At 74.0% G+C, this 22,608-nt stretch carries 21 protein-coding genes; 12 read left to right on the top strand and 9 right to left on the bottom strand.

The genetic code is table 11. From position 1 onward, the window contains the following. The first annotated feature begins 44 nt into the window (after positions 1 to 44). The 4 genes from ACFO9I_RS14490 (at position 45) to ACFO9I_RS14475 (ending at position 3,142) form a co-directional block, all read left to right on the top strand. Positions 45 to 500 carry a MarR family winged helix-turn-helix transcriptional regulator gene (locus tag ACFO9I_RS14490; RefSeq protein ID WP_379182025.1) on the top strand — a complete coding sequence of 152 codons (456 nt, stop codon included), beginning with the start codon at positions 45 to 47 and terminating at the stop codon, positions 498 to 500. Positions 501 to 585: 85 nt separating this feature from the next. Beyond that, positions 586 to 1,776, top strand: a complete 1,191-nt coding sequence (locus tag ACFO9I_RS14485) for a thiolase family protein (RefSeq protein ID WP_379182023.1) — start codon at positions 586 to 588, stop codon at positions 1,774 to 1,776. Next, positions 1,773 to 2,456: a 3-oxoacid CoA-transferase subunit A gene (locus tag ACFO9I_RS14480; protein WP_379182021.1), complete on the top strand. Its 684-nt coding sequence runs from the start codon at positions 1,773 to 1,775 to the stop codon at positions 2,454 to 2,456. Before ACFO9I_RS14485 ends, ACFO9I_RS14480 begins: the two co-directional genes overlap by 4 nt. Positions 2,457 to 2,524: 68 nt before the next feature. After that, positions 2,525 to 3,142, top strand: coding sequence for a 3-oxoacid CoA-transferase subunit B (locus ACFO9I_RS14475; protein ID WP_379182785.1), 618 nt, complete (start codon positions 2,525 to 2,527; stop codon positions 3,140 to 3,142). Between the two features lie 16 nt (positions 3,143 to 3,158). Here ACFO9I_RS14475 and ACFO9I_RS14470 read toward each other — a convergent pair whose 3' ends face one another. From ACFO9I_RS14470 to ACFO9I_RS14460, 3 genes are all read right to left on the bottom strand, one after another. Continuing rightward, entirely contained in the window at positions 3,159 to 3,905 is a 747-nt protein-coding gene (locus tag ACFO9I_RS14470) for a DUF1684 domain-containing protein (RefSeq protein WP_379182019.1), read from the bottom strand. Between the two features lie 23 nt (positions 3,906 to 3,928). Continuing rightward, on the bottom strand, positions 3,929 to 4,189 hold the full coding sequence (locus tag ACFO9I_RS14465; RefSeq protein ID WP_379182017.1) for a hypothetical protein: 261 nt from the start codon (positions 4,187 to 4,189) through the stop codon (positions 3,929 to 3,931). A gap of 66 nt (positions 4,190 to 4,255) precedes the next feature. After that, positions 4,256 to 4,546 carry a DUF1330 domain-containing protein gene (locus ACFO9I_RS14460; protein ID WP_379182015.1) on the bottom strand — a complete coding sequence of 97 codons (291 nt, stop codon included), beginning with the start codon at positions 4,544 to 4,546 and terminating at the stop codon, positions 4,256 to 4,258. Between the two features lie 83 nt (positions 4,547 to 4,629). On the opposite strand from ACFO9I_RS14460, the gene recC reads away from it, so the two are divergent. The 4 genes from recC (at position 4,630) to ACFO9I_RS14440 (ending at position 13,717) form a co-directional block, all read left to right on the top strand. Further along, positions 4,630 to 7,947: an exodeoxyribonuclease V subunit gamma gene (recC, locus tag ACFO9I_RS14455; protein ID WP_379182013.1), complete on the top strand. Its 3,318-nt coding sequence runs from the start codon at positions 4,630 to 4,632 to the stop codon at positions 7,945 to 7,947. Continuing rightward, positions 7,948 to 11,247, top strand: coding sequence for an exodeoxyribonuclease V subunit beta (gene recB, locus ACFO9I_RS14450; RefSeq protein ID WP_379182011.1), 3,300 nt, complete (start codon positions 7,948 to 7,950; stop codon positions 11,245 to 11,247). Next, complete coding sequence (gene recD / locus ACFO9I_RS14445; RefSeq protein WP_379182009.1) at positions 11,244 to 13,010, top strand: exodeoxyribonuclease V subunit alpha; 1,767 nt, start codon at positions 11,244 to 11,246, stop codon at positions 13,008 to 13,010. The genes recB and recD overlap by 4 nt, the downstream gene beginning before the upstream one ends. 83 nt (positions 13,011 to 13,093) lie before the next feature. Further along, positions 13,094 to 13,717, top strand: a complete 624-nt coding sequence (locus ACFO9I_RS14440) for an ACT domain-containing protein (protein ID WP_379182007.1) — start codon at positions 13,094 to 13,096, stop codon at positions 13,715 to 13,717. Positions 13,718 to 13,842: 125 nt separating this feature from the next. Here ACFO9I_RS14440 and ACFO9I_RS14435 read toward each other — a convergent pair whose 3' ends face one another. Both ACFO9I_RS14435 and ACFO9I_RS14430 read right to left on the bottom strand, forming a co-directional pair. Further along, entirely contained in the window at positions 13,843 to 15,156 is a 1,314-nt protein-coding gene (locus ACFO9I_RS14435) for an MFS transporter (RefSeq protein WP_379182005.1), read from the bottom strand. Between the two features lie 18 nt (positions 15,157 to 15,174). Further along, positions 15,175 to 16,668, bottom strand: a complete 1,494-nt coding sequence (locus tag ACFO9I_RS14430) for an alpha/beta hydrolase (protein ID WP_379182003.1) — start codon at positions 16,666 to 16,668, stop codon at positions 15,175 to 15,177. 176 nt (positions 16,669 to 16,844) lie between these two features. On the opposite strand from ACFO9I_RS14430, the gene ACFO9I_RS14425 reads away from it, so the two are divergent. Further along, positions 16,845 to 17,780, top strand: a complete 936-nt coding sequence (locus ACFO9I_RS14425; protein WP_379182001.1) for a 1,4-dihydroxy-2-naphthoyl-CoA synthase — start codon at positions 16,845 to 16,847, stop codon at positions 17,778 to 17,780. Between the two features lie 25 nt (positions 17,781 to 17,805). Then, on the top strand, positions 17,806 to 18,327 hold the full coding sequence (locus tag ACFO9I_RS14420) for a hypothetical protein (RefSeq protein WP_379181999.1): 522 nt from the start codon (positions 17,806 to 17,808) through the stop codon (positions 18,325 to 18,327). Positions 18,328 to 18,336: 9 nt separating this feature from the next. Here ACFO9I_RS14420 and ACFO9I_RS14415 read toward each other — a convergent pair whose 3' ends face one another. The 3 genes from ACFO9I_RS14415 to ACFO9I_RS14405 are packed head-to-tail and all read right to left on the bottom strand — an operon-like array spanning position 18,337 to position 20,556. After that, positions 18,337 to 18,840 (bottom strand): hypothetical protein, encoded by a 504-nt coding sequence (locus ACFO9I_RS14415; RefSeq protein ID WP_379181997.1) that lies wholly within the window; start codon positions 18,838 to 18,840, stop codon positions 18,337 to 18,339. A 46-nt stretch (positions 18,841 to 18,886) separates the two neighbouring features. Next, positions 18,887 to 20,218, bottom strand: a complete 1,332-nt coding sequence (locus tag ACFO9I_RS14410; protein WP_379181995.1) for a putative T7SS-secreted protein — start codon at positions 20,216 to 20,218, stop codon at positions 18,887 to 18,889. Next, positions 20,215 to 20,556, bottom strand: coding sequence for a WXG100 family type VII secretion target (locus ACFO9I_RS14405; protein ID WP_379181993.1), 342 nt, complete (start codon positions 20,554 to 20,556; stop codon positions 20,215 to 20,217). Before ACFO9I_RS14405 ends, ACFO9I_RS14410 begins: the two co-directional genes overlap by 4 nt. A 135-nt stretch (positions 20,557 to 20,691) precedes the next feature. On the opposite strand from ACFO9I_RS14405, the gene ACFO9I_RS14400 reads away from it, so the two are divergent. Both ACFO9I_RS14400 and ACFO9I_RS14395 read left to right on the top strand, forming a co-directional pair. After that, a complete protein-coding gene (locus tag ACFO9I_RS14400; protein ID WP_379181992.1) occupies positions 20,692 to 21,204 on the top strand; it encodes a DUF4333 domain-containing protein in 513 nt (170 codons plus the stop codon). A 95-nt stretch (positions 21,205 to 21,299) separates the two neighbouring features. Then, entirely contained in the window at positions 21,300 to 21,836 is a 537-nt protein-coding gene (locus tag ACFO9I_RS14395; protein ID WP_379181990.1) for a class I SAM-dependent methyltransferase, read from the top strand. Here ACFO9I_RS14395 and ACFO9I_RS14390 read toward each other — a convergent pair. Next, positions 21,811 to 22,590, bottom strand: coding sequence for an MOSC domain-containing protein (locus ACFO9I_RS14390; protein ID WP_379181988.1), 780 nt, complete (start codon positions 22,588 to 22,590; stop codon positions 21,811 to 21,813). The two genes, ACFO9I_RS14395 and ACFO9I_RS14390, sit on opposite strands and share 26 nt — an antisense overlap. Positions 22,591 to 22,608: the final 18 nt, after the last annotated feature.

Below are 22,608 nucleotides of genomic sequence, written 5' to 3'. Positions count from 1 at the left end.
CCGAACATGCGTGACATGTCAATCATTCCCGCTAGGCTGGTCGCATGGCGACCGACGACACCCCGTGGCTCGACGTCCGGGAGCAGCAGGTCTGGCGGGCCTGGCTGGCGCTCGGCTCGCGCCTGCCCGCCGCGCTGAACCGCCAGCTGCAGCGTGACTCCGACCTGTCGCTGCAGGACTTCGACGTGCTGGTCCAGCTGACCGAGTCCGATGAGGGGCGGGTGCGTGTCTCGGGGCTCGCGGCCGCGCTCGGCTGGGAGCGCAGCCGGCTCTCCCACCACGTCACCCGCATGGAGCGCCGCGGACTGGTCGCCCGGGAGGACTGCGACGACGACGGTCGTGGCGCCTTCGTGGTGCTGACGCCGGCGGGTCGCGAGGCCATCGAGGCGGCGGCCCCGGGTCACGTGCGGACGGTGCGCGGGCTGTTCCTCGACGCGCTCACCCCGGCCGAGGTCGAGGCCCTCGGTGCGGCGATGGCGAAGGTGCTCGACCGGCTCTGAGGGGTTCCGTGGGCAGCCGGACCGTGGCATGATGTGTTCGTACAGCGCACAAGCGTTCGCATCACGAACATATGGAGGAACCACGGTGAGCTCGTCCTTCGTGTACGCCGCCGCCCGCACCCCATTCGCCCGGTTCAACGGGGCCCTCGCGGAGGTCCGCCCCGACGACCTCGCCGCGACCGCGCTCTCCGGGGTCCTGGCCAAGGCCCCCGACCTCGACCCCGCGGTGATCGGCGACGTCGTGTGGGGCAACGCCAACGGCGCCGGAGAGGACAACCGCAACGTGGGCCGGATGGCCGTCCTGCTCGCCGGGCTACCGGTGTCGGTGTCGGCCACCACGGTCAACCGCCTCTGCGGCTCCTCCCTCGACGCGGCGATGATGGCCTCCCGGGTCGTCGAGACCGGCGACGCCGACGTGGTGGTCGCCGGCGGTGTCGAGTCGATGACCCGCGCACCGTGGGTGCTCCCGAAGCCGTCGCGGGCGTTCCCGGCCGGCAACGTCACCGCCGTGTCGACGACGCTGGGCTGGCGGCTGGTCAACGACAGGATGCCGAAGGAGTGGACGGTCTCCCTGGGTGAGGCCAACGAGCAGCTGCAGGAGCGCTTCTCGATCTCGCGGGAGCGGCAGGACGAGTTCGCGGCGCGGTCCCACAACCTGGCCGACGCCGCCTGGACCGCCGGCTTCTACGACGACCTGGTGGTCGCCGTCGACGGCATCGAGCTGAGCCGGGACGAGGGCATCCGACCCGGCAGCAGCGCCGAGAAGCTCGCCGGCCTCAAGCCCTCCTTCCGCCCCGACGGCACCATCACCGCCGGCAACGCCTCCCCGCTCAACGACGGCGCCTCCGCGCTGCTGCTGGGCTCCGAGGAGGCGGCGGCCCGGATCGGCCTGGACCCGCTCGCCCGGGTCGCGGGCCGCGGGGTGCACGCGCTGGAGCCGCAGGCCTTCGGGTTCGCGCCGGTCGAGGCCGCCGAGCAGGCGCTGCGCCGGGCCGGCATCGGCTGGTCCGACGTGGGCGCGATCGAGCTCAACGAGGCCTTCGCGGTGCAGTCGCTGGCGTGCGTGGACGCCTGGAAGGTCGACCCCGACATCGTGAACACCAAGGGCGGGGCGATCGCGATCGGCCACCCCCTCGGCGCGTCCGGCGGCCGGATCCTCGGCACCCTCGCGCACCGGCTCCGCGAGTCCGGCGAGCGCTGGGGCGTCGCCGCGATCTGCATCGGCGTGGGCCAGGCGCTCGCGGTCGTGCTCGAGAACGCGGGCGAGACCCGATGACGCTGATCTGCGAGAGCGCCGACGAGGCCGTGGCCGACGTGGCCAACGGCTCGACCGTGCTGGTGGGCGGGTTCGGGATGGCCGGCATGCCGGTCGACCTGATCGACGCCCTGATCCGGCAGGGAGCCACCGACCTGACCGTGGTCTCCAACAACGCCGGCAACGGCGACACCGGCCTGGCCGCGCTGCTCGCCGCCGGTCGGGTGCGCAAGATAGTCTGCTCGTTCCCGCGCCAGTCCGACTCCTGGGTGTTCGACGGTCTCTACCGGGCCGGCAAGATCGAGCTCGAGGTGGTGCCGCAGGGCAACCTGGCCGAGCGGATGCGCGCGGCCGGGGCCGGGATCGGCGCCTTCTTCTGCCCGACCGGCGTCGGTACGCCCCTCGCCGAGGGCAAGGAGGTGCGCGAGATCGACGGACGCACCTACGTCCTGGAGTACCCCATCAAGGGTGACGTCGCCCTTGTCGGCGCCCACGTCTCGGACCGGATGGGCAACCTCGTCTACCGCAAGACCGCCCGCAACTTCGGGCCGGTCATGGCGACCGCCGCGACCACGACCGTCGTCCAGGTCGCGAGCGTCGTGGACACCGGGGCCCTGGACCCCGAGGCCGTCGTCACGCCCAGCATCTACGTCGACCGCGTCGTGGCCGTCGGCGCCGCCCGCCAGCAGGAGGCCTCGTGACCACCGGCACCGACACCCGCGACCGCACCGTCGAGCACACCGACCGCGGCCTGCTGAGCCGCGACGAGATGGCCGAGATCGTCGCCCGCGACATCGCGCCCGGCTCGTTCGTGAACCTCGGCATCGGCCAGCCCACCAAGGTCGCCGACTACCTCCCCGCCGACTCCGGGGTGGTCCTGCACACCGAGAACGGCATGCTCAACATGGGCCGCGCCGCGGTCGGTGACGAGGTCGACCCCGACCTCACCAACGCCGGCAAGATCCCGGTGACCGAGCTGCCGGGGGCGTCGTACTTCCACCACGCCGACTCCTTCGCGATGATGCGCGGCGGCCACCTCGACGTGTGCGTGCTCGGCGCGTTCCAGGTCTCGGCGGCCGGCGACCTCGCCAACTGGCACACCGGTGCGCCGGACGCGATCCCCGCCGTCGGCGGCGCGATGGACCTCGCCATCGGCGCCAAGCAGGTGCTGGTGATGATGACGCTCTTCGCCAAGGACGGCTCGCCCAAGCTGGTCCCCGACTGCACCTACCCGCTCACGGGCCTCGGCTGCGTGGACCGGGTCTACACCGACGTCGCCACCTTCCGGGTCGGCTCCGCCGGCGTGACGGTGCTCGAGACGTTCGGGATGTCCCACGACGACCTCGCAGCGCGGCTCGACGTGCCCCTGCGGCGCCTGGAGGACTGACCCCGGGCTCCTCCGGCTACGGCCCCAGGTCGGGCACCTGCTCGCCCGCCTCGACCGCGAACGGCAGCGTGTTGGCGGCCGGTGGGAGCGGACAGGTGGCGAAGTCGGTGTAGGCGCACGGCATGTTCGTCGCCCGGTTGAAGTCGAGGTCCACCGCGCCGTCGGGAGCCGGGGGCGCGGTCAGGAGCTGGCGGTTGGCGGGGTACGTCGTGACGCCCGAGGTGGCGTCGCGGAAGAGGATCCAGAGGGAGCCGTCGACCTCGCCCCACGCGACCAGCCGGTGCTCCGCGTCGTCGTGCTCGAGGACCACCTCGCCCACGGCGTCGCCGTCGGGCACGGCGTACGGCTCGAAGCGGGCCGCGCGGACCCACGCGGGGTCGGGCGGGTAGCAGGGGGTGCCGTGGTAGGCGCGCAGGTTCGGGGAGCAGGGGTGGCGGGGCCGGACGATCGTGCGCCCGTCGCGGCCGGCCACCTGGGCGACGGCGTCGCCGTACGCCACCGTCAGCCCGACCTCGTCCAGCGGGCCGAGCAGGTGGGTGCCGTGGGTGAGGGCGGAGTCGCCCGCGGTGAGGCACTCCCCCTGCCGGAGGGTGACCGTCGCGCCCCGCTCGTCGGCGGACCACGCGCCGGGCACGTCGTCGAAGCGCTGCGGCGTCGCGGTCAGCCAGTGGATCGCGGTGATCGCGAGCCAGCCCTGCGGGTCGCGCAGCCGCTGCTCACGGGCGTCGCGCCAGGACTGCCACCCGGTCCGGAAGTCGCTCACGGCCGCATCGTGCCACCACCGGGTCAGCCGTCGGCGGCCGCGGCCTCCTGCCGGGTGCGGCGTTCGTGCAGGCGCTGCTGGGCGGCCGGCAGGAAGGCCAGGCACGGCGCCTCGGCCCCCGGGTGCTTCTCGTGGAGGTGGAAGATCCAGCGGTCCATCGCCGCCATGAACCCGTTGTCACCGCCGGGGCGGTAGGCCGACCAGCGTCGGTCGCCCCGTGCCACGCACTCGGTGCAGCTGATCTTGTAGACCAGCTGCTGCTCCCCGTCGACGTCGATCCGCACGGTCGCGAGCGGACCGGCCTCGGCGGAGGCCTTCCGCTGCCGCGCAGATCGGCTGGCCGGCACGGCTCAGGCCACCCCGGGCACGATGCGCATGTCCCGCACGGCGCCACCGTCGAGGGCGGCCAGCGCCTCCTGGTAGGCGGGGGAGTCGTGCGCGGCGCGGGCGGCCTCGACCGACTCGAACTCGATGAGGACCGTGCGGGTCGGCTCGCCCGACTCGTAGGTCTGCTCGGGCAGCCCGCGGGCCACGAAGGTGCCCCCGGCCGCCCGCAGCGCGGGGCGGGCCAGCTCGGCGTAGGCCGCGACCTTGGCCTCGTCGACGATCTCCTTGTAGAGGCTGATCCAGTAGGCGGTCATGACCGCCATCCTGCCTGCTCGGCACGACGGCGCGTCCCCCGGGACCACCGACGGCGTCGGCGGACCCGCATAGGGTGCCGTCCGTGACGCTCCACCTCCACCGCGCCCCGCGCACGGACCTGCTCGCCGACGCCCTCGGCGACCTGCTCGCGCAGCCGCTGGAGGACCCGTTCGCCACCGAGCTGGTGCTGGTTCCGGCCCGGGGTGTCGAGCGGTGGCTCAGCCAGCGGCTCTCGCACCGGCTGGGCCGCGGTGAGGCGCTGGACGGCGTCTGCGCGGGGGTGGAGTTCCGGTCGCCGCGATCGCTGGTCGCCGAGCTGACCGGCACCGTGCACGACGACCCGTGGTCGCCCGACGCGCTCGCCTGGCCGCTGCTCGAGGTCATCGACGAGACCCTCGACCAGCCGTGGAACCACACCCTGGCCCGCCACCTCGGCCACGGCGACACGAGCGCGGAGGGGGAGTTCCGGCGCGGCCGGCGCTACGCCGTCGCCCGGCGCATCGCCGGCCTGTTCGCGTCGTACGCCGTGCAGCGCCCGCAGCTGCCGGTCGACTGGCTCGAGGGGCGCGCCACCGACGGCTGCGGCAACGCCCTCGACGACGACCTGGCCTGGCAGCCGCCGTTGTGGCGGGCGCTGGTCGACCGGGTGGGTGCGCCCCCGCCGCACGAGCGGCACGCCGCCGCCCTCGCCCGGCTGCGCGACGGGGTCCCCGACCTGTCGCCCCGGCTCTCGCTGTTCGGCCACACGCGGATGCCCGTGACGGAGATCGAGCTGCTCACCGCCCTGGCGCAGGCCCACGACGTCCACGTCTGGCTGCCGCACCCCAGCGACGTCATGTGGCGAGCGCTGGCCGCCGACCACGGCGCGACCGGTGCTGGCCCGGTGCCGCGCCGCGAGGACCACGGCCACCGCCGGGTCGACCACCCGCTGCTCGCCACCCTCGGCCGGGACGTGCGCGAGCTGCAGCGCAGCCTCGCGGTCACGGGCGCCGTCGACCACCACCACGAGGGGCCAGCGGCGCCCGACACCCTGCTGGGCCGGCTGCAGTCCGACCTGGCGGCCAACGAGGTCCGCCCCGGTGGGCGGGTGCTCGCGCGGGACGACCGGTCGGTGCAGGTGCACAGCTGCCACGGCCCCGCCCGTCAGGTCGACGTGCTCCGCGAGGTGCTGCTCGGCCTCCTCGAGGACGACCCGACGCTCGAGCCACGGGACATCCTCGTGATGTGCCCCGACATCGAGACCTACGCGCCGCTGATCACCGCCGGGTTCGGGCTCGGTGACGTCGTCGAGGACGGGCACCCGGCCCACCGGCTCCGGGTCCGGCTGGCCGACCGCGCGCTCACCCAGACCAACCCGCTGCTCGGCGTCGCCGCCCAGCTCCTCGATCTCGCCGGCGGCCGGGCCACCGCCAGCGCCGTGCTCGACCTGGCCCAGGCCGCGCCGGTGCGTCGGCGCTTCGGGTTCACCGACGACGACCTCGACACCGTGACCGCGTGGGTGCGGGAGTCCGGCGTGCGGTGGGGCTTCGACAAGGAGCACCGGGCGCCGTTCGGGCTGGAGCAGTTCCTCCAGAACACCTGGCAGTTCGGCGTCGACCGCGTGCTCGCGGGCGTGGCCCTCTCCGAGGACTCGCAGGCCTGGCTCGGCACGACGCTGCCCCTCGACGACGTCGGCAGCAACCACGTCGAGCTGGCCGGTCGGCTCGCCGAGCTCGTGGAACGCCTCACCGTCGCCACGGACGCCCTGACCGGCACCCGTCGGCTGGCCGACTGGCTCGCTGCGCTGACCGACGGGATCGCGGCGCTCACCCGGGTGGACCGGGCCGACCAGTGGCAGACCGGTCAGGTGCAGCGCGAGTTCGCCACGGTGCTGGTCGAGGCCACGTCGCGCGAGGACACCCCGATGCGGCTGACCGATGTCCGGGCACTCCTCGGCGGCCACCTCGCCGGCCGTCCGACGCGCGCCAACTTCCGCACCGGCACCCTCACCGTCTGCACGATGGTGCCGATGCGCTCGGTCCCGCACCGGGTCGTGTGCCTGCTCGGCCTCGACGACGGGGTCTTCCCCCGGGCCGGGCTCGTCGACGGCGACGACGCGCTGGCGCGCGACCCGGTGACCGGGGAGCGTGACGTCCGCTCGGAGGACCGCCAGCTCCTGCTCGACGCGATCGGCGCGGCGACCGAGCGGCTCGTGGTCACCTACACCGGCGCCAACGAGCACAGCGGCCAGCCGCGGCCTCCCGCGGTGCCTCTCGGCGAGCTGCTCGACGCCCTCGACCGCACCACCGGCGCACCGGTGCGCGACCGGCTCGTGGTCGAGCACCCCCTCCAGCCGTTCGACGTGCGCAACGTGACTCCCGGCGCCCTCGGCGTGGCGGCGCCGTTCACGTTCGACCCGGCGATGCTCGTGGCCGCCGAGACGCTCGAGAGCGATCGCCCGCCGGCCCCCGACTTCCTGCCCGCGCCGCTCCCACCGGCGCCGGTCGAGGACGTGGCCCTCGCCGACCTGCTCACCTTCTTCCGCGACCCGGTCAAGGGGTTCTTCCGGGCCCTCGACCTCACCCTGCCGTGGGACGTCGACGGCGTCTCCGACCAGATGCCGGTCGAGATCGACGCGCTCGAGACGTGGGGCGTCGGCGACCGGATGCTGGCCGACATGCTCCGCGGCCTCCACCCCGACCAGGCCCTCGCCGCCGAGTGGCGCCGGGGTGCGCTGCCGCCGGGCCAGCTCGGCTGGCGCAAGGCCGGCCAGGTCCGCGACCAGGCGATGCAGCTGGCCATCGCGGCGCTCACCCACCGCCAGGTCGCCCCCAAGGCCTACGACGTCGACGTCGAGCTCGGCGGCGGTCGCCGGCTCACCGGCACCGTCACCCCGGTGTACGCCGACCGGCTGGTCGCCGTGGGCTACTCCCGGCTCGACGGCAAGCACCTGCTGGAGTCGTGGATCCGGCTGCTGGCGCTGGCCGCCGGCCGGCCCGACCACAACTGGACGGCGCTCACCATCGGCCGGGCCGCTCGCGGCACCGCCCCGGCCCAGCGGCTCCTGGGGCCCGCCGACGACGAGCCGCTCGGCCTGCTCCAGGACCTGGTCGCGGTCTACGACGCCGGGCGCCGCGAGCCGCTGCCGCTGCCGCTGAAGACGTCGTTCGCGTGGGCCAGCGCGCGCCACCACCACGACGACCCGGTCGACGCGGCCCGCCGGAAGTGGAAGAGCGGCACCTACCCCGCCGAGGACGCCGACCCCGCCCACGAGCGGGTGTGGGGGGTGCGGGCGCCGCTGGACCGCCTGCTCGGCCCGGTGCCGCCCGGGGAGGCGGTCGAGGGCGAGGACACCCGGCTCGGCGCCCTGGCCGCGCGGGTCTGGCTGCCGCTGCTGCGCTGCGAACGGACGGGCCTGTAGATGGAACCCTTCGACCTCCTCGGCGACCTGCCCACCGGCGCCACCACCGTGGTGCTCGAGGCGAGCGCCGGCACCGGCAAGACCTTCACCCTTGCCGGACTGGTGACCCGCTACGTCGCCGAGGGCGTCGCCACCCTCGACGAGATGCTGCTGATCACCTTCGGCCGGGCCGCCAGCCAGGAGCTGCGCGAGCGGGTGCGCGGGGCGCTGGTCGAGGCCGCACACGCCCTCGAGGACCCGTCCACCGTCGGCGACAACGAGCTGCTCGCACACCTCGTCACCGGCAGCGAGGAGGAGCTCGCGAGCCGGCGCCACCACCTGCGCGACGCCCTCGCCTCCTTCGACGCCGCCACCATCGCCACCACCCACCAGTTCTGCCAGCTCGTGCTCCGCTCGCTGGGCGTCGCCGGCGACACCGACGCCGGTGTCACCCTCGTGGAGAGCCTCGACGACCTGGTGACCGAGGTCGTCGACGACCTCTACCTGCGCCGGTTCGGCCACCAGAAGGACGCCCCGGTCCTCACCCGTGCGCAGGCGCTGGGGCTGGCCCGCGAGGTCGTGGCCAACCCGCAGACCCGGCTCACCCCGCGCGACCCCGCCGAGGGGTCGGTGGAGGCGGTGCGGGTCGGCTTCGCCCACGACGTGCTGGCCGAGCTCGAGACCCGCAAGCGGCGGCTCGGCATCCTCGGGTACGACGACCTGCTGAGCCGGCTGGCCACCGCGCTGGAGGCCGATGACGCCCCGGCTCGCGCGCGGATGCGCCGGCGCTGGCGCATCGTCCTGGTCGACGAGTTCCAGGACACCGACCCGGTCCAGTGGAAGGTGATCGAGCGGGCGTTCGTGGGGCACGCCACCGTGGTCCTGATCGGTGACCCCAAGCAGGCGATCTACGCCTTCCGGGGCGGCGACATCGTCACCTACCTCGAGGCGGCCCGGAAGGCCGACCGCCGGTGGACGCTCGGCACCAACTGGCGCAGCGACGCCCCGCTCGTCGACCGGCTCCAGACGGTGCTCCGTGGCGCGGCCCTGGGCCACCCCGACATCGTCGTGCGCGACGTGGAGGCCAGGCACCGCACCCACCGGCTGGCCGGGGCGCCCCACAACGACCCGTTCCGGCTGCGGGTCGTGACCCGCGAGAAGTTCGGCCTGCGCGGCACCCGCACCGTCCCCATGGACGACGTGCGCGCCCACGTCGCCGCCGACCTCGCCGCCGACATCCAGCAGCTGCTGGCCAGCGGCGCGACGTACGACGACCGACCGCTCGGGGCCGGCGACATCGCGGTGATCGTCGAGGCCCACCGCGACGCCCGGGTCTGCCGCGACGCGCTGGCGGCGGCCGGTGTGCCCGCCGTCTACACCGGCGACACCGACGTGTTCGCGTCCCGCGCGGCCGCCGACTGGCTGTGCCTGCTCGAGGCGTTCGAGCAGCCGCACCGCAGCGGGCTGGTGCGCGCGGCCGCGACCACGATGTTCTTCGGCGAGTCGGCCGCCACCCTCGCGGCCGGGGGCGACCGGCTGACCGACCGGGTCGCGGAGACCCTCCGCGAGTGGGCCGATCACGCCCGGGAGCGCGGGATCGCGGCCGTCCACGAGGCCGCGGTGCGCTCGGGACTGGCGCCCCGGGTGCTCTCGCACCGCGGCGGGGAGCGGGACATGACCGACCTCGCCCACGTCGCCCAGATCCTGCACGAGCTGGCCCACCGCGAGCGCCTCGGGCTGCCGGCCCTGCTCGACTGGCTGCGCACCCAGTGCCGCGAGCGGCAGGGGGCGGCCGAGCGCAACCGGCGCCTCGACAGCGACGCGGCAGCGGTGCAGGTGATGACGGTCTGGGTGAGCAAGGGGCTGCAGTACCCCCTCGTCTACCTGCCCTTCGGCTTCAACCGCTACGTCCCCCCGCGCGAGATCGTGCTCTACCACCAGGACGACCGGCGCTGCCTCGACATCGGCGGGAAGGACCAGCGCGGCTTCGCCGCCATCGAGGCGCGCGGCCGTGCGGAGATGGCCGGCGACGACATCCGGCTCACCTACGTCGCGCTGACCCGGGCCCAGTCCCAGGTGGTGGCCTGGTGGGCGCCGTCCTGGGACGAGCCCAACGGCGGCCTGTCCCGACTGCTGCGGGGACGCGCGGCCGGCGAGGCGGCGGTGCCCGACCGCTGCGAGCCGAAGGTCGCCGACCCCGACGTGCTGGGCATCTTCCGCGGCTGGGAGGCCCAGGACGGGCCGGTCGTCGAGGAGTCGCGGATCCCCGCCCCCGGCCCGGTCCCGCCCCGGACGCCGGTGACCGGCCTCGGGGTGCGCACCTTCGACCGCGCCATCGACACCGCCTGGCGCCGCACCTCCTACTCCGGGCTGATCCGGTCGGCCGAGGAGTCCCGCGGGGTCGGGAGCGAACCCGAGGTGGTCGCGCTCGACGACGAGGTCGGCGACCTGCCGCTGCTCGAGCCGGCTCCCGCGCAGGGCGCGGAGGTCGCCTCGCCGATGGCCGACCTGCCCGCCGGGGCGACCTTCGGCTCGCTCGTCCACGGAGTCCTCGAGCACGCCGACCCGTTCGCGGCCGACCTCGCCGCCGAGCTCGCCGCGCAGGTGCGCGAGCAGCTGGCCTGGTGGCCGGTCGACACCCCGGTCGACGACCTCGCCGCGGCCCTGGTCCCGCTCCACCGCACCCCCCTCGGCCCGCTCGCGCCCGGCCTGACCCTCGGCGAGATCGGGTTGACGGACCGGCTCCGCGAGCTCGACTTCGAGATCCCGCTCAGCGGCGGCGACCGCGATCCCGGCCCCGACGTACGCCTGGCCGACGTGGGTGCCCTCCTGCGCAAGCACCTGTCCGCCGACGACCCGTTGGCGCCGTACTCCGACCGCCTGCTGACCACCGGTCTGGCCGACCAGTCGCTGCGCGGCTACCTGTCGGGCTCCATCGACGTCGTGCTGCGGGTCCCTGGCGACGGCGGTCCGCGCTACCTCGTCGTCGACTACAAGACCAACCGGCTCGGCGACCCGGAGCAGCCGCTGACCGCGGCCGACTACACCCGCGACCGGCTCACCGAGGCGATGCTGCACAGCGACTACCCGCTGCAGGCCCTGCTGTATGTCGTCGTGGTGCACCGCTACCTGCGCTGGCGCCAGCCCGGCTACGACCCTGCCACCCACCTCGGCGGCGTGCTCTACCTCTACGTGCGCGGCATGTGCGGCGAGGCGACCCCGGTCGTCGACGGCCACCCCGCCGGGGTGTTCAGCTGGTCGCCGCCGCCCGCCCTGGTCACCGCGCTCTCCGACCTCCTCGACGGAAGGCGGCTCCGATGACCCTGCTCGAGACCGACGACCCGCGCGACCACCGGCTGGCGCTCGGCGCGACCGGGCTGCTGCGCTCCTTCAACGAGGCGGGAGTCGTGGAGGCGGCCGACGTCCACGTCGCGCAGCGGGTCACCGCGCTGGCGGGCGAGACCGACGAGAACGTGGCGCTGGCCGTGGCGCTGGCGGTGCGGGCGGTCCGCGGCGGCTCGGTCTGCGTCGACCTCACCACCGTCGCCGCCGACACCGGCGCCGAGGAGCTGCCCTGGCCCGGGACCGCCGACTGGCTGGCCGCGGTCCGGGCCAGCCCGCTCGCGGGCAGCCCCGCGGTCCTGCGGCTGCTCGACGACCGGCTGCTCTACCTCGACCGCTACTGGCGGGAGGAGGAGCAGGTCTGCGCCGACCTGCTCGCCCGGCCGACGCCGGCGCCACTCACGGCCGCGGAGACCGACGCGCTGGAGGCCGCCCTCGACCGGGTCTTCGCCGCCGAGGGCTACGACGAGCAACGCGCCGCCGCGCGGGTGGCGCTCGCCCAGGGCACGACCGTGCTCACCGGCGGCCCCGGCACCGGCAAGACCACCACGGTGGCCGCGCTGCTGGCCCTGCTCGCCGAGCAGGCCGAGCGGGCCGGTGGGGCGTCCCCGCGGATCGCCCTGGCCGCGCCCACCGGCAAGGCCGCGGCCCGGTTGCAGCAGGCGGTCGAGGAGGAGGTCGCCAAGCTGCCCATCAGCGACCGCGACCGGCTCGGGGCGCTGAAGGCGGTCACCCTCCACCGGCTGCTCGGCCCGCGCCCCGACACCTCGGCCCGGTTCCGCCACCACCGCGAGAACCGCCTGCCCCACGACGTCGTCGTCGTCGACGAGACCTCGATGGTCTCGCTCACCATGATGGCGCGGCTGCTCGAGGCGGTCCGGCCCGAGGCTCGGCTGCTGCTCGTCGGCGACCCCGACCAGCTGGCGTCGGTGGAGGCCGGCGCGGTGCTCGCCGACCTCGTCGAGGGGCTCGGTGCCCGCCACGACCGGCGGATCGCCGCCCTGCGCACGTCCCACCGGTTCGGCGAGTCGATCCGGCGGCTCGCCGAGGCGGTGCGCGCCGGCGACGCCGACGAGGCCGTGGCGTTGCTCGAGGCCGGCGGCGGCCACGTCGAGCTGGTCAGCGACCCCGACCCCGAGCCCCGGCTGCGGGAACTGCTGGTGCCCCGGGCCCTCGAGCTGGTCCGGGCCGCCGAGCGCGGTGACGTCGACGCGTCCCTGGGGGTGCTCGAGCGGCAGCGCCTGCTGTGTGCCCACCGCGAGGGGCCCCACGGCGTACGCCACTGGAATCGGCAGGTCGAGCGCTGGCTGACCGACGAGACCGGCGAGCCGATCTGGTCGGCGTGGTACGCCGGCCGTCCGCTGCTGGTGACCGCCAACGACTACGGGCTCGGCGTGCACAACGGCGACACCGGGGTCGTCGTACGCCGCGCCGACGGCATGCTGCGCGCCCACGTCGCCGGCAGCACCCGCCGCCTCGACCTCGCGACCAGCCGGCTCGGCCAGGCCGAGACCATGCACGCGATGACGATCCACAAGAGCCAGGGCAGCCAGGCCGACGAGGTGGTCGTGCTGCTGCCGCCCCCGGAGTCGCGGCTGCTCACCAGGGAGCTCTTCTACACCGCCATCACCCGGGCCCGGGAGAAGGTCGTGGTGGTCGGCGGACCCGACGAGGTCCGCGCCGCGGTCGAGCGCCGGGCGCTGCGGGCCAGCGGGCTGCGCCTGCGGCTGTCCCCAGCATGACGGCCGACGCCTGACCCGCCACTCTCACTGACCGGGCGGCGAAATCCTGGCGCAACGTGCGACCGCTAGGGTCGGTGAACCTGATGTCTGGAGTTGAGATGCCCTTCCTGCTGCGCGTGGAGCTGCCCGACGTGCCCGGTTCGCTGGGTCGTGTGGCGAGCGCGATCGGTGAGGCCGGCGGCGACATCGAGGCGATCGAGATCGTCGAGAAGCGCCACGAGGCCTCGACCGCCGTCGACGACGTGCTCCTCGAGGTCGCCCCCGGCGTGATGCCGGACTCGATCGTCTCCGCGTGCAACCAGCTCGACGGCGTCCGGGTGGTGTGGATCAGCCGGTACGCCGCCGGTGGCAACCTGTTCCTGGACCTCGAGGCGGTCGAGGAGCTGACCGCGAACCCGGCCGAGGCGCTGGACCGGCTGATCGACCTGCTGCCGGTCACCTTCCGCGCGGAGTGGGCGGCCCGGGTCAGCGACTCCGCGGGGACCGTCTATGCCACCGGCGCCGCGCCGGAGGACCTCGTGTTCACCTCGATCGGCAAGGCCGCCCGGCTGGAGACCCCCGACGACAACGTCCACGTCGGCGCCCGGCTCAACAAGCACGAGATCGTGGTCATCGGTCGCCGCGGCGGTCCCGAGTTCCTCGACTCCGAGCTCGCCCGTCTGGGCCACCTGGTCGCGCTCGCGATGTCGATCGCCAAGGCCGGCTGAGCAACCCACGCCGACCCGTCGCAGCTTCACGGGGGAACGCGCCGACCTGTCGCAGCTTCACGGAGGAACGCGCCGACCCGTCGCAGCTTCACGGAGGAACGCGCCGACCTGTCGCAGCTTCACGATCACGGCACCGAGCGGATCCGGGTGACGAACACCGAGCCCAGGATCGAGACCACGAACGCCGCCAGGTAGAGCGCGAAGTAGCCCGTGGAGAACGCGGCGCCGTCCGTCTCGACGGAGGCGCCCGTGGCCTCGACGACTTGCAGGACCATCGTGGCGACGAACGGCGCGAACACCTGGGGCAGCGCGTTGGCGATGTTGATGACCCCGAGGTCCTTGGCGCGGTCCGCGGCGCCCGGGAGGACCTGGGTGATCAGCGCGAAGTCGACGGCGGTGTAGATCCCGAACCCGCAGCCCATCACCGCCGCGGCGACCACGGCCGTCGGCCAGCTCTGGCCGACCCCCAGCACCAGCGCGGCGCACCCGGCCACCACCCCTGACCAGATCACGAAGACCTTGCGCCGCCCGGTCCGGTCGCTCCAGATCCCGAAGACCACGGTGGTGAGCACCAGCGACACGGCGTAGATCGCGGTCAGCAGGAAGACCCGGTCGGGTGCCTCGTCGTGCGAGAAGCCGACGACGTCCTGCATGAAGTAGAGCAGGTAGAGCAGGCCGAGCGCGTTGCCGAGGTTGACCAGGAACCGGGTCAGCCAGGCCCACGCGAAGTCCGGGTGCACGCGCGGGGAGACCCAGAAGGCACGCACGAAGACGCTCCACACGAAGCGGTCCGGCCGCTCGTCGGCGGCGAGGGGCACGTCGCGGGAGTCCAGGCAGTAGGGGAGGGCCAGCACGACCAGCACCGCCGCCGTCACGGCGTACCCGGCCGCGATGCTGCCGGTGGCCGATGCGATGCCGGTGCCGCCCACGACGCCGAGCGTCTGCGCGACCGCGAGGATCCCGCCCACCCGGCCCCGTCGGTGCACCGGCACCTGGTCGGGCACGGTCGCGGTGACGGCGGCGAGCATCGCGTTCAGCGTGGCCTGCACCCCGCACCAGCCCAGTGCCATGACGACCACGTCGTCGGCGACCGAGAGCAGCAGCAGGGACAACGCCCCGCCGACGGCGCCGCCCGCGACCCACGGCAGTCGCCGCCCGGCGCGGAGCGTGGTGCGGTCGGAGAAGGCACCGAAGAGCGGGTTGCACACGACCGAGGTGAGGGCCCCGAGGCCGAGCACCAGGGAGAGGATCTCCTTCTTGTCGGCCGCCGAGATCGACTCGGCCTGCTGGGCGAGCAGCACCTGGATCGGGCCGAAGAACCCGGCCCACAGCCCGATGCTGGCCAGGGTCAGGAACGCCACCCACCGCGCGGGCGGGTCCACCGTGGGCTCGGCCAGCGCCGATCGTCGTACGGCGTCGGGCGTCGGGGCGGCGGTCACGCCGTCATTGTGGGGCCCTCAGCAGCCGGCGTGGGTGATGTCGCCGTTCTCGCGTGGGCCGTCGTCGGTGCGCAGCGCGTAGGCCGAGCAGTAGTAGAAGCTCAGCAGCCGGTCGCGCTCGAGCCGCACCGGGCTCCAGCGGCCGCCACCGGTGGGCTCCAGGTAGCGGAACGAGGTGTCGAGGAGATCGACGTCGCGGTGCTTGAGGTAGCGGTCCAGCCAGCGCTGCACGTAGACGCTGGTGAGGTCCTGGCCGTAGCGGCTGGCGGGGAGCACCAGCGGGATGTCGGTGTACTCCAGGTGCGTGGAGGCGCGCGGCACCACCAGCATCGAGTCGACCCCGGCGCGTCTCCACGCGTCGAAGCCGGTACGCCGCTCCCGCCTCGGGTCGGGCCCGCCGGGCGAGGGCTGCGGCGTGAGCGAGCTACCCCCGGACAGGAACCACGGCGACACGGTGAACCCGTACTCCGACTGCACCGCCAGCGCCGGCACGGTCGGCTCGTTGCCGCTGCCGTCCAGGGGCCCCGTGGACGAGGGGCCGGTGAGCTTGTCCAGGGCGACGACGGCCTCGACCCGGTCGTCGGTGCCCTGCACCTTCGAGACCGCCGCGGCGCCCATCGAGTGACCGATGATCGCGATGCGGGTGGTCCGTCCCGGGGTCGCCGTACGCCGGTCGGGCGAGCGGTCGAAGAGCCGCCAGTAGGGGTTGTACGCCGTCGCGCCCGTGCCGTCCGCGGCGCGGTTGCGGTAGGGGTGCCGCGGCGTGGAGGTGAAGAAGCCCAGCGCGTCGCGGGTCCCGACCACGAAGTTCGACAGCTGCTGCGAGGGCACGCCCGGGCAGCCGGACATCTCGCCGTCGCCCGGCTCGGCGAACGGGTTGCAGAACGGCAGCGCGTCGGTGTCGGCGGGGGAGTCCTGGTGCGGCAGCGTCTCGCTGGTGCCCTGCCCCTGCACGTCGTAGGTGAGCACGACGTACCCACGCTCGGCGAGGTCCTGGGCCAGCCACTCGTACATCCCCTCCGAGCCCTGCACCGACCCCTCGGTGATCACGACTCCGGGGAACGGTCCGTGCAGCTCGCGGCCGGTGTAGGGGTCCACCGCGCCCGGCTCGGGCCGGTAGACGTGGCCGCGCAGGAGGGCGCCGTACCTGTTGGTGAACGCGACCGCCCTCACCCGCCCCCGGCGCTCCTCCCACCCCGCGCGCAGCGGGTTGCCGACGTTCCAGCCCGGGACGACGTTGCCGGGCGTGAGCGCCGGCCGGGTGGGCGTGGCCGCCTGCGCCAGCAGCTGGCCGACGCCCGTCTGCGTCGCCGCCTGCACCAGCGCAGGGAGGTACGCCGGGTTCCGCAGCTGGCCCTCGGTCACCCGACCGTAGGCGTCCGCGACGTTCTGCGCGTCCCGGGTGATGTACGCCGGGTCGCCCGGCTGCGGTGCCGCGCCTGCGGTCGCGGCTGGGGCGCCACCCAGCGCGAGGGTCAGCAGAGCGGCGGTGGCCGGGACGAGTCGTCGCATGCCCTGACCAACGAGGTGGGCGTGAAGAAGCGACGGGTCGACGTGCCTGTCACGTGAAGCTGCGACGGGTCGGCGTCCTCACCCGTGAACCAGCGACGGGTCGACGTTCACTACGGTGGCCCCATGAACACCCCACGAAACTGCTCGCTGCGCTCGCACTTCCGCGGGGACCCCGCATGAGCGCGATCGACGGGGTGTCGGAGATCTTCGACGCCGACGCCTGGGACGTGGTGCCCGGCTTCGAGGACCTGACCGACCTGACCTACCACCGCGCGAAGGCGCACGGCACGGTCCGGATCGCCTTCGACCGGCCCGACGTGCTCAACGCGTTCCGCCCGCACACGGTCGACGAGCTGCTGCGGGTGCTCGAGCACGCGCGCACCTCGGCCGACGTCGGGTGCGTCCTGCTCACCGGCAACGGTCCGGGCGAGAAGCACGGCAAGTGGGCGTTCTGCAGCGGCGGCGACCAGCGGATCCGGGGCCGCTCGGGCTACCAGTACGAGCCCGGCACCGAGGGCGGCGTGCGCGACGAGCGCACCCCCGCCGACGCGGCCCGGCTGGGCCGGCTGCACATCCTGGAGTGCCAGCGGCTGATCCGGTTCATGCCCAAGGTGGTCATCTGCCTGGTCAACGGCTGGGCGGCCGGCGGCGGCCACAGCCTCCACGTGGTCTGCGACCTGACCCTGGCCAGCAGGGAGCACGCGCGGTTCAAGCAGACCGACGCCGACGTCGGCTCGTTCGACGGCGGCTTCGGGTCGGCGTACCTCGCGCGCCAGGTGGGCCAGAAGTTCGCCCGCGAGATCTTCTTCCTCGGCGACGAGTACTCCGCCGACGACATGCACCGGATGGGCGCGGTCAACAAGGTGGTCGCGCACGCCGACCTCGAGCGCGAGGCGCTGGAGTGGGGCCGGAAGATCAACGGCAAGTCGCCGACCGCGCAGCGGATGCTGAAGTACTCCTTCAACCTGATCGACGACGGCCTGGTCGGCCAGCAGCTGTTCGCCGGCGAGACCACCCGCCTCGCCTACATGACCGACGAGGCGGTGGAGGGGCGCGACCAGTTCCTCGAGAAGCGCGAGCCGGACTGGTCGCCCTTCCCCTGGTACTACTGATCAGACGACGAGCAGAGGAGCGCCGATGCGCGAGCAGTTCCTGGCGGGGGTGCGGCAGGCCGCGGAGGGCACGCCGTACGTCGTGACGCCGACCGAGGCCGGCTTCGACGTGGCCCTCGACGTGGCCGACGCCCAGTGGTACGGCCTGCTGAACAAGGCCGGGCTGAAGAAGGCCTACACCCACCACGTCGCGGTCGCCGACGACGGCACCTACGCGGTGACCGACGACAGCCGCACCGTCGAGTGGGTGGCGGGCGTGCCGCGGCTGTCGGCGAGCGCGGAGCGGACGCGGGGCCGGTCCTACGAGCTCAGCTTCCAGAAGTCGTGGGCCCTCAACGAGCAGGGGAAGCCGGCCAAGGTGGTCGACTACAGCTTCAGCTCCGAGAAGGGCCGCAAGCTGATCACGGGCGTCGCCGACGAGCTCGGCCTGCGCCAGCGCCGCGGGACGGAGGAGAAGGTCGGCATCGCCTTCGCGCTCGTCGGCGGCGTGGGCGCCCTGCTCACGCTCGTCGTCCTCGGGGTGCTGGCCCTGATGGGCAAGCTCTAGGAGCAGGTCCTAGGACTGCTCGCCCGGCGCGACCACGTGCACGGTCGCCATGAACTGCTGGAACTCCCGGCCGATGACGGGCATCTGGTCCGCGGTGCAGGTGAGGGTGTAGATCACCACCACGCGCCGGGTCGGGTCGGCCACGTCCACCAGCCCGGTCACGGCCTGCGCCTGCTGAAGCTCGAAGGTGCCGCTCTCGGTCGTGGCCACCGCGCGCAGCCGCTGGGTCACCGCGGGGGCGTGCTCGGACTCGATCACCCGGCGCTCGAGCAGCTCGGCCTGCTCGGCCTGGACCCGGATCTTCGCCAGCGACTCGTCGGCGATGTCGGTGAGGGTGGCCGGGTCGTCGCGCCAGTCGCCACTGATGGTGATCGTGGGGCGGTAGTCCTCGCCCGCGACCTGGCGCACCGCCAGGAACGCGGCGTTCTCGACGCCGAGGCTCTCGGGCACGACCGGCTGCCACTCCGGCCCGGGCAGCTCGAACTCGATCGGCACCGGCAGGGTCGTGGTCATCGTGGGGCCTTCCGCATCTGGAGGTTCGCTGGGGTGGGGAGGAGGGTCACGGCAGGATGCTCCCGATCCCCTCGACGATGTCACCGCCGGTCTCCCAGATCTCCGGGAAGTCGAGCGTCACCTCGCCGCCGAGCTTGCCGCCCCAGCCGAGGGCCACGCCGCCGGAGCCCCCGACGGTCAGCTTGCCGTCGTCCATGCCGAACTCCAGGTCGCCGGCGATGCCGGCGCCGCCCCAGCCCTCGGCGGTGAACTCGCCGCCGACGCCGCCGACGTCACCGCCACCGGTGACGCCGACCTTGCCGCCGGCGAAGAGCTCGCCGCTGGCGTGGGCGCCGTCGGAGCCGATGCCGAGGCTGCCCTCACCGGTCGCGCCGACGAGGAAGTCGCCCTTGAGGTAGCCCTCGGCGTAGCCGTACTCGCCGTGCACCTCGCCCTCGCCCTTGACGATCGACAGCGTGCCGTCGGCGTTGATCCGCACGCCGTCCTTGTCGATGGTCGCCTCGGCGGACCCGTCGGCGCCGAGCAGCGTCACCGAGCCGTCGGCGTTCATCTTCACCGGGCCCCAGTAGTCCTCCCACTTCCCCTCGGCCTGGCCGACGTACGCCGACCCCTCGGCCTTGCCGAGGCTGATCTTGAAGGGGGACTCCTCGCGGTCCTTGTACTTCGGGTCGCGACCGTCGGACGGGTCGGTGCCGAACGTCTTCTCCCACCAGTCCCACTTGAAGGAGGGTCCCTCGACGGAGCCGTCGGCCCCGAGCCAGTCGCCCTCGCCCGACGTCTTGCTGCCCTCGAGGCCGCCGAGCTTCACGACGGCCGCCTGACCGGCCTCGTCGAGGTCCTCGCGGGCCTGGTCGAGGATCTCCTGCGCCTCCTCGCGCAGCTTCTCGCCCGGGTCGACGAACGGGCCGGGCCGGGCCGGCCGCATCGACGGCACCACCGTGCCGAACGGCGAGGTGGTGGTCGCGGGCGCGCAGAGGCTGTCGTTGTACGCCGCCACCGCGGTGTTGTAGTCGGTGACCGCCTGCTTCGTCGCGGCCTCGCCCTCTGCGTACTTGTCGATGGCGTCCTGCGCGCGTGACTGCGCCGTGGCCAGTGCGGAGGAGTACGTCGACAGGGCCTCACGGGCGGTGTCGAGGAGCTTGACGTAGGCCAGCCACTTCGCCTGCTCGCCGTCGAAGTTGGCCTCCCACGCGGGCTGGGCGTAGCCGCCCGACCAGCCCTCGATGCGGACCGCGCGCAGGTCGTCGTACATCCCGGAGATGCGGGTGGACTCCTGCTTCAGGACGGTGGCGTTCGCGTCGACGCGGGCGGTGCTGCCGGGAACCAGCTTGGTCGGGTCGGTGGTCTCCCCGAGCTGCATCGAGGCCGGCGCGGTCACGGCGTCGGTCCCGCGAACGGCGGTGCGGGCGCGAACGGGTAGCCCGGCGTCGTGAACGGGGACCGGAAGGAGGACGCCACGCCCTCGTCGGTCAGCTGGTAGTCCCGGGCGGTGGTGTCGAGCGACGTCGCCAGGGTCTCGGCGCCGTCGCGCAGGGCCTGGCCCGCGGCGTCGCACTGCTCGACGACGGCGGCGAACCACTCGGCCAGCTCCACGTGGCCGAAGTCCTCGGCCGAGCTGTGCGTCGAGGCGAGCTCGTACCCCTCCAGCGGGTCGGTGATCGTGCGCAGCTTGCCGGCCGCTTCGTGCAGGTTCTCGACGAGAACTTCGTAGCCCACCCTGTTCCTCTTCCCCGTGACGTCAGGCGAGGATAGGTCTACCCCAGCGGTGCCCGCGGAAACCCCGGAGGGGAGGATCGGGGCACCGTGCGGGCGCCTCCCCGGGCCGCTCGCACCCCATCTCGGAGGAGGACGATGAAGAAGGTCGCGGCCCTGGCCGTCTGTGTGCTCGCGCTGTCCGGCTGCAACGCGGAGGTCACCACCGGGCCCTCCTCGGTCAGCCAAGGTGACTTGGAGAAGCGGGTCGAGGGACTGGTGTCCGACGACACGACCGGCCCCGTGGACGCCACCTGCGACGGCGACCTCACCGCGAAGGTGGACGCCACCCAGGACTGCCACCTCGAGGCCGGCGACGAGGATGCCGACGTGCGCGTGACGGTCACCTCGGTGGACGGGAGCACGACGAAGTTCGACGCCGTCCCGTTCATCCCCGCGGACCGGATGGCCGACTCGATCGAGAAGTCGCTGACCGACCAGGGCTACCAGGTGGCCTCGCTCGACTGCGAGGACGAGCTGATCGGCAAGCTCGACGAGAAGGCGACCTGCACCGCGACGAGCCCCGACGGCGGTGACGACGCGACCCTCGAGGTCAAGGTGACCGAGGTGCACGGGCTGATGGTGAACTTCAACTACGAGGTCGTCAGCTGACCAGCGGCGACGGCAGCGGCACCCGCTGGCAGCAGGTCGCCCGCCGGCAGGCGGGCGAGGACTACGCGCGCACCTACGCCGCGCGGTTCCGGGCGATGGCGGCCCGGGGACAGGACGTGCACGGCGAGGCGACGTTCGCGTCGGGGCTCGTGGCGGCGCCGGCCCGGGTGCTCGATGCCGGTTGCGGCACCGGCCGGATCGCCGTGCGCCTCGCCGGGCTCGGGTACGACGTGGTCGGCGTCGACGTGGACGAGGCGATGCTGGCCGTCGCCCGCGCCGAGGCGCCGGACCTCGACTGGCGGGTCGGGGACCTGGCCACGCTCGACCTGGGGGTGACCTTCGAGCTGGTGCTGCTCGCCGGCAACATCGTGCCGCTGCTGGAGCCGGGGACGCTCGAGGCGGTGGCCGCGCGGCTGGCGGCCCACGTGACCGCGGACGGCCTGGTGGCCTGCGGCTTCGGCCTCGACGAGGCGCACCTGCCGGCCGGCTGCCCGGTGACCCCGCTGGCCGACTTCGAGGCCGCGATGGAGGCGGCCGGACTGCGCCGCGAGCAGCGCTGGTCGGGCTGGGACCGGGCGCCGTTCGACCCGGACGAGGGGTACGTCGTCACGGTGCACCGGCCGGCCGGCTGATCGGTGCCGGGGCCGCCCCGTCCCCTGTCGAGACGGCCCCGGGGGAGACGACGACCGCCCACACGCCGAGGTGGGCACGATGGTGGCGCGCCAGCGTGCGGAAGACGTCCGCGTCGGAGGCGAGACCGGGCTGGGCCCGGGTCACCATCGTGCAGCGGGTGCACGGCTCGATCGGGAGCAGCACGGCGCCACCGACCTCGAGGTGCCGCCCGACCCACGCGTCCTCGACCCACCCGTCGCCCGCGACGTCGAGCAGGATGTTCGGGCGGAAGCGCCGCGGGTCCCACACGCCGTCCGGATGGAGTGCGGCACCGCTGCGCAGCGACGCCGTGGTGAGGACGAGGACGGGGGCCGCGTCGACGTACCGCCCCTCCGGCATCGTCCACTCGATCGCCTGGCTCGTGTCGTCGGTCGCGTCGGCGAAGTACTCCGCCCGGCCGGGGTCCGTCCCGCTGGACGGCACGAGGGAGACCGGGCCGCCCAGCCACTCCGTGAGCAGCCGGTCGGTCCGCCCGCCCGGCCCGACGGCGACCCTCCCGTCCGGGAGCGTGACGACCGGTGCGCCGTCGTCGTACGCGGCGGACGCGGCGAGCAGCTCGGGCCGGCGGCGCGCGGTCAGGATCCGGCCCGTGGCTTCGTCGCGGATCCCCCACTGGCGGTCGCCGAGGACGCCGTCGTCCACGACGTCGGCGACCGCGACCGCCTCGCCCTGCAGCGACTTCACGGGGTAGCGCCACAGACCAGCGACCTCCACGACCACCTCCAGCAGTCC

Source organism: Nocardioides sp. GCM10023255, assembly GCF_042653125.1.
Taxonomy (GTDB): domain Bacteria; phylum Actinomycetota; class Actinomycetes; order Propionibacteriales; family Nocardioidaceae; genus Nocardioides.
Note: the sequence above shows the minus strand (reverse complement) of the source record. Positions and strands in the feature narration are given on the sequence as shown.

Bases quoted from the DNA above. Each gene is read 5' to 3' on its own strand.
- ACFO9I_RS14490 (WP_379182025.1), top strand. From the start codon at position 45: ATGGCGACCGACGACACCCCGTGGCTCGACGTCCGGGAGCAGCAGGTC.
- ACFO9I_RS14480 (WP_379182021.1), top strand. From the start codon at position 1,773: ATGACGCTGATCTGCGAGAGCGCCGACGAGGCCGTGGCCGACGTGGCC.
- ACFO9I_RS14475 (WP_379182785.1), top strand. From the start codon at position 2,525: ATGGCCGAGATCGTCGCCCGCGACATCGCGCCCGGCTCGTTCGTGAAC.
- ACFO9I_RS14460 (WP_379182015.1), bottom strand. From the start codon at position 4,546: ATGACCGCCTACTGGATCAGCCTCTACAAGGAGATCGTCGACGAGGCC.
- recB (WP_379182011.1), top strand. From the start codon at position 7,948: ATGGAACCCTTCGACCTCCTCGGCGACCTGCCCACCGGCGCCACCACC.
- recD (WP_379182009.1), top strand. From the start codon at position 11,244: ATGACCCTGCTCGAGACCGACGACCCGCGCGACCACCGGCTGGCGCTC.
- ACFO9I_RS14440 (WP_379182007.1), top strand. From the start codon at position 13,094: ATGTCTGGAGTTGAGATGCCCTTCCTGCTGCGCGTGGAGCTGCCCGAC.
- ACFO9I_RS14430 (WP_379182003.1), bottom strand. From the start codon at position 16,668: ATGCGACGACTCGTCCCGGCCACCGCCGCTCTGCTGACCCTCGCGCTG.
- ACFO9I_RS14425 (WP_379182001.1), top strand. From the start codon at position 16,845: ATGAGCGCGATCGACGGGGTGTCGGAGATCTTCGACGCCGACGCCTGG.
- ACFO9I_RS14420 (WP_379181999.1), top strand. From the start codon at position 17,806: ATGCGCGAGCAGTTCCTGGCGGGGGTGCGGCAGGCCGCGGAGGGCACG.
- ACFO9I_RS14415 (WP_379181997.1), bottom strand. From the start codon at position 18,840: ATGACCACGACCCTGCCGGTGCCGATCGAGTTCGAGCTGCCCGGGCCG.
- ACFO9I_RS14400 (WP_379181992.1), top strand. From the start codon at position 20,692: ATGAAGAAGGTCGCGGCCCTGGCCGTCTGTGTGCTCGCGCTGTCCGGC.
- ACFO9I_RS14395 (WP_379181990.1), top strand. From the start codon at position 21,300: ATGGCGGCCCGGGGACAGGACGTGCACGGCGAGGCGACGTTCGCGTCG.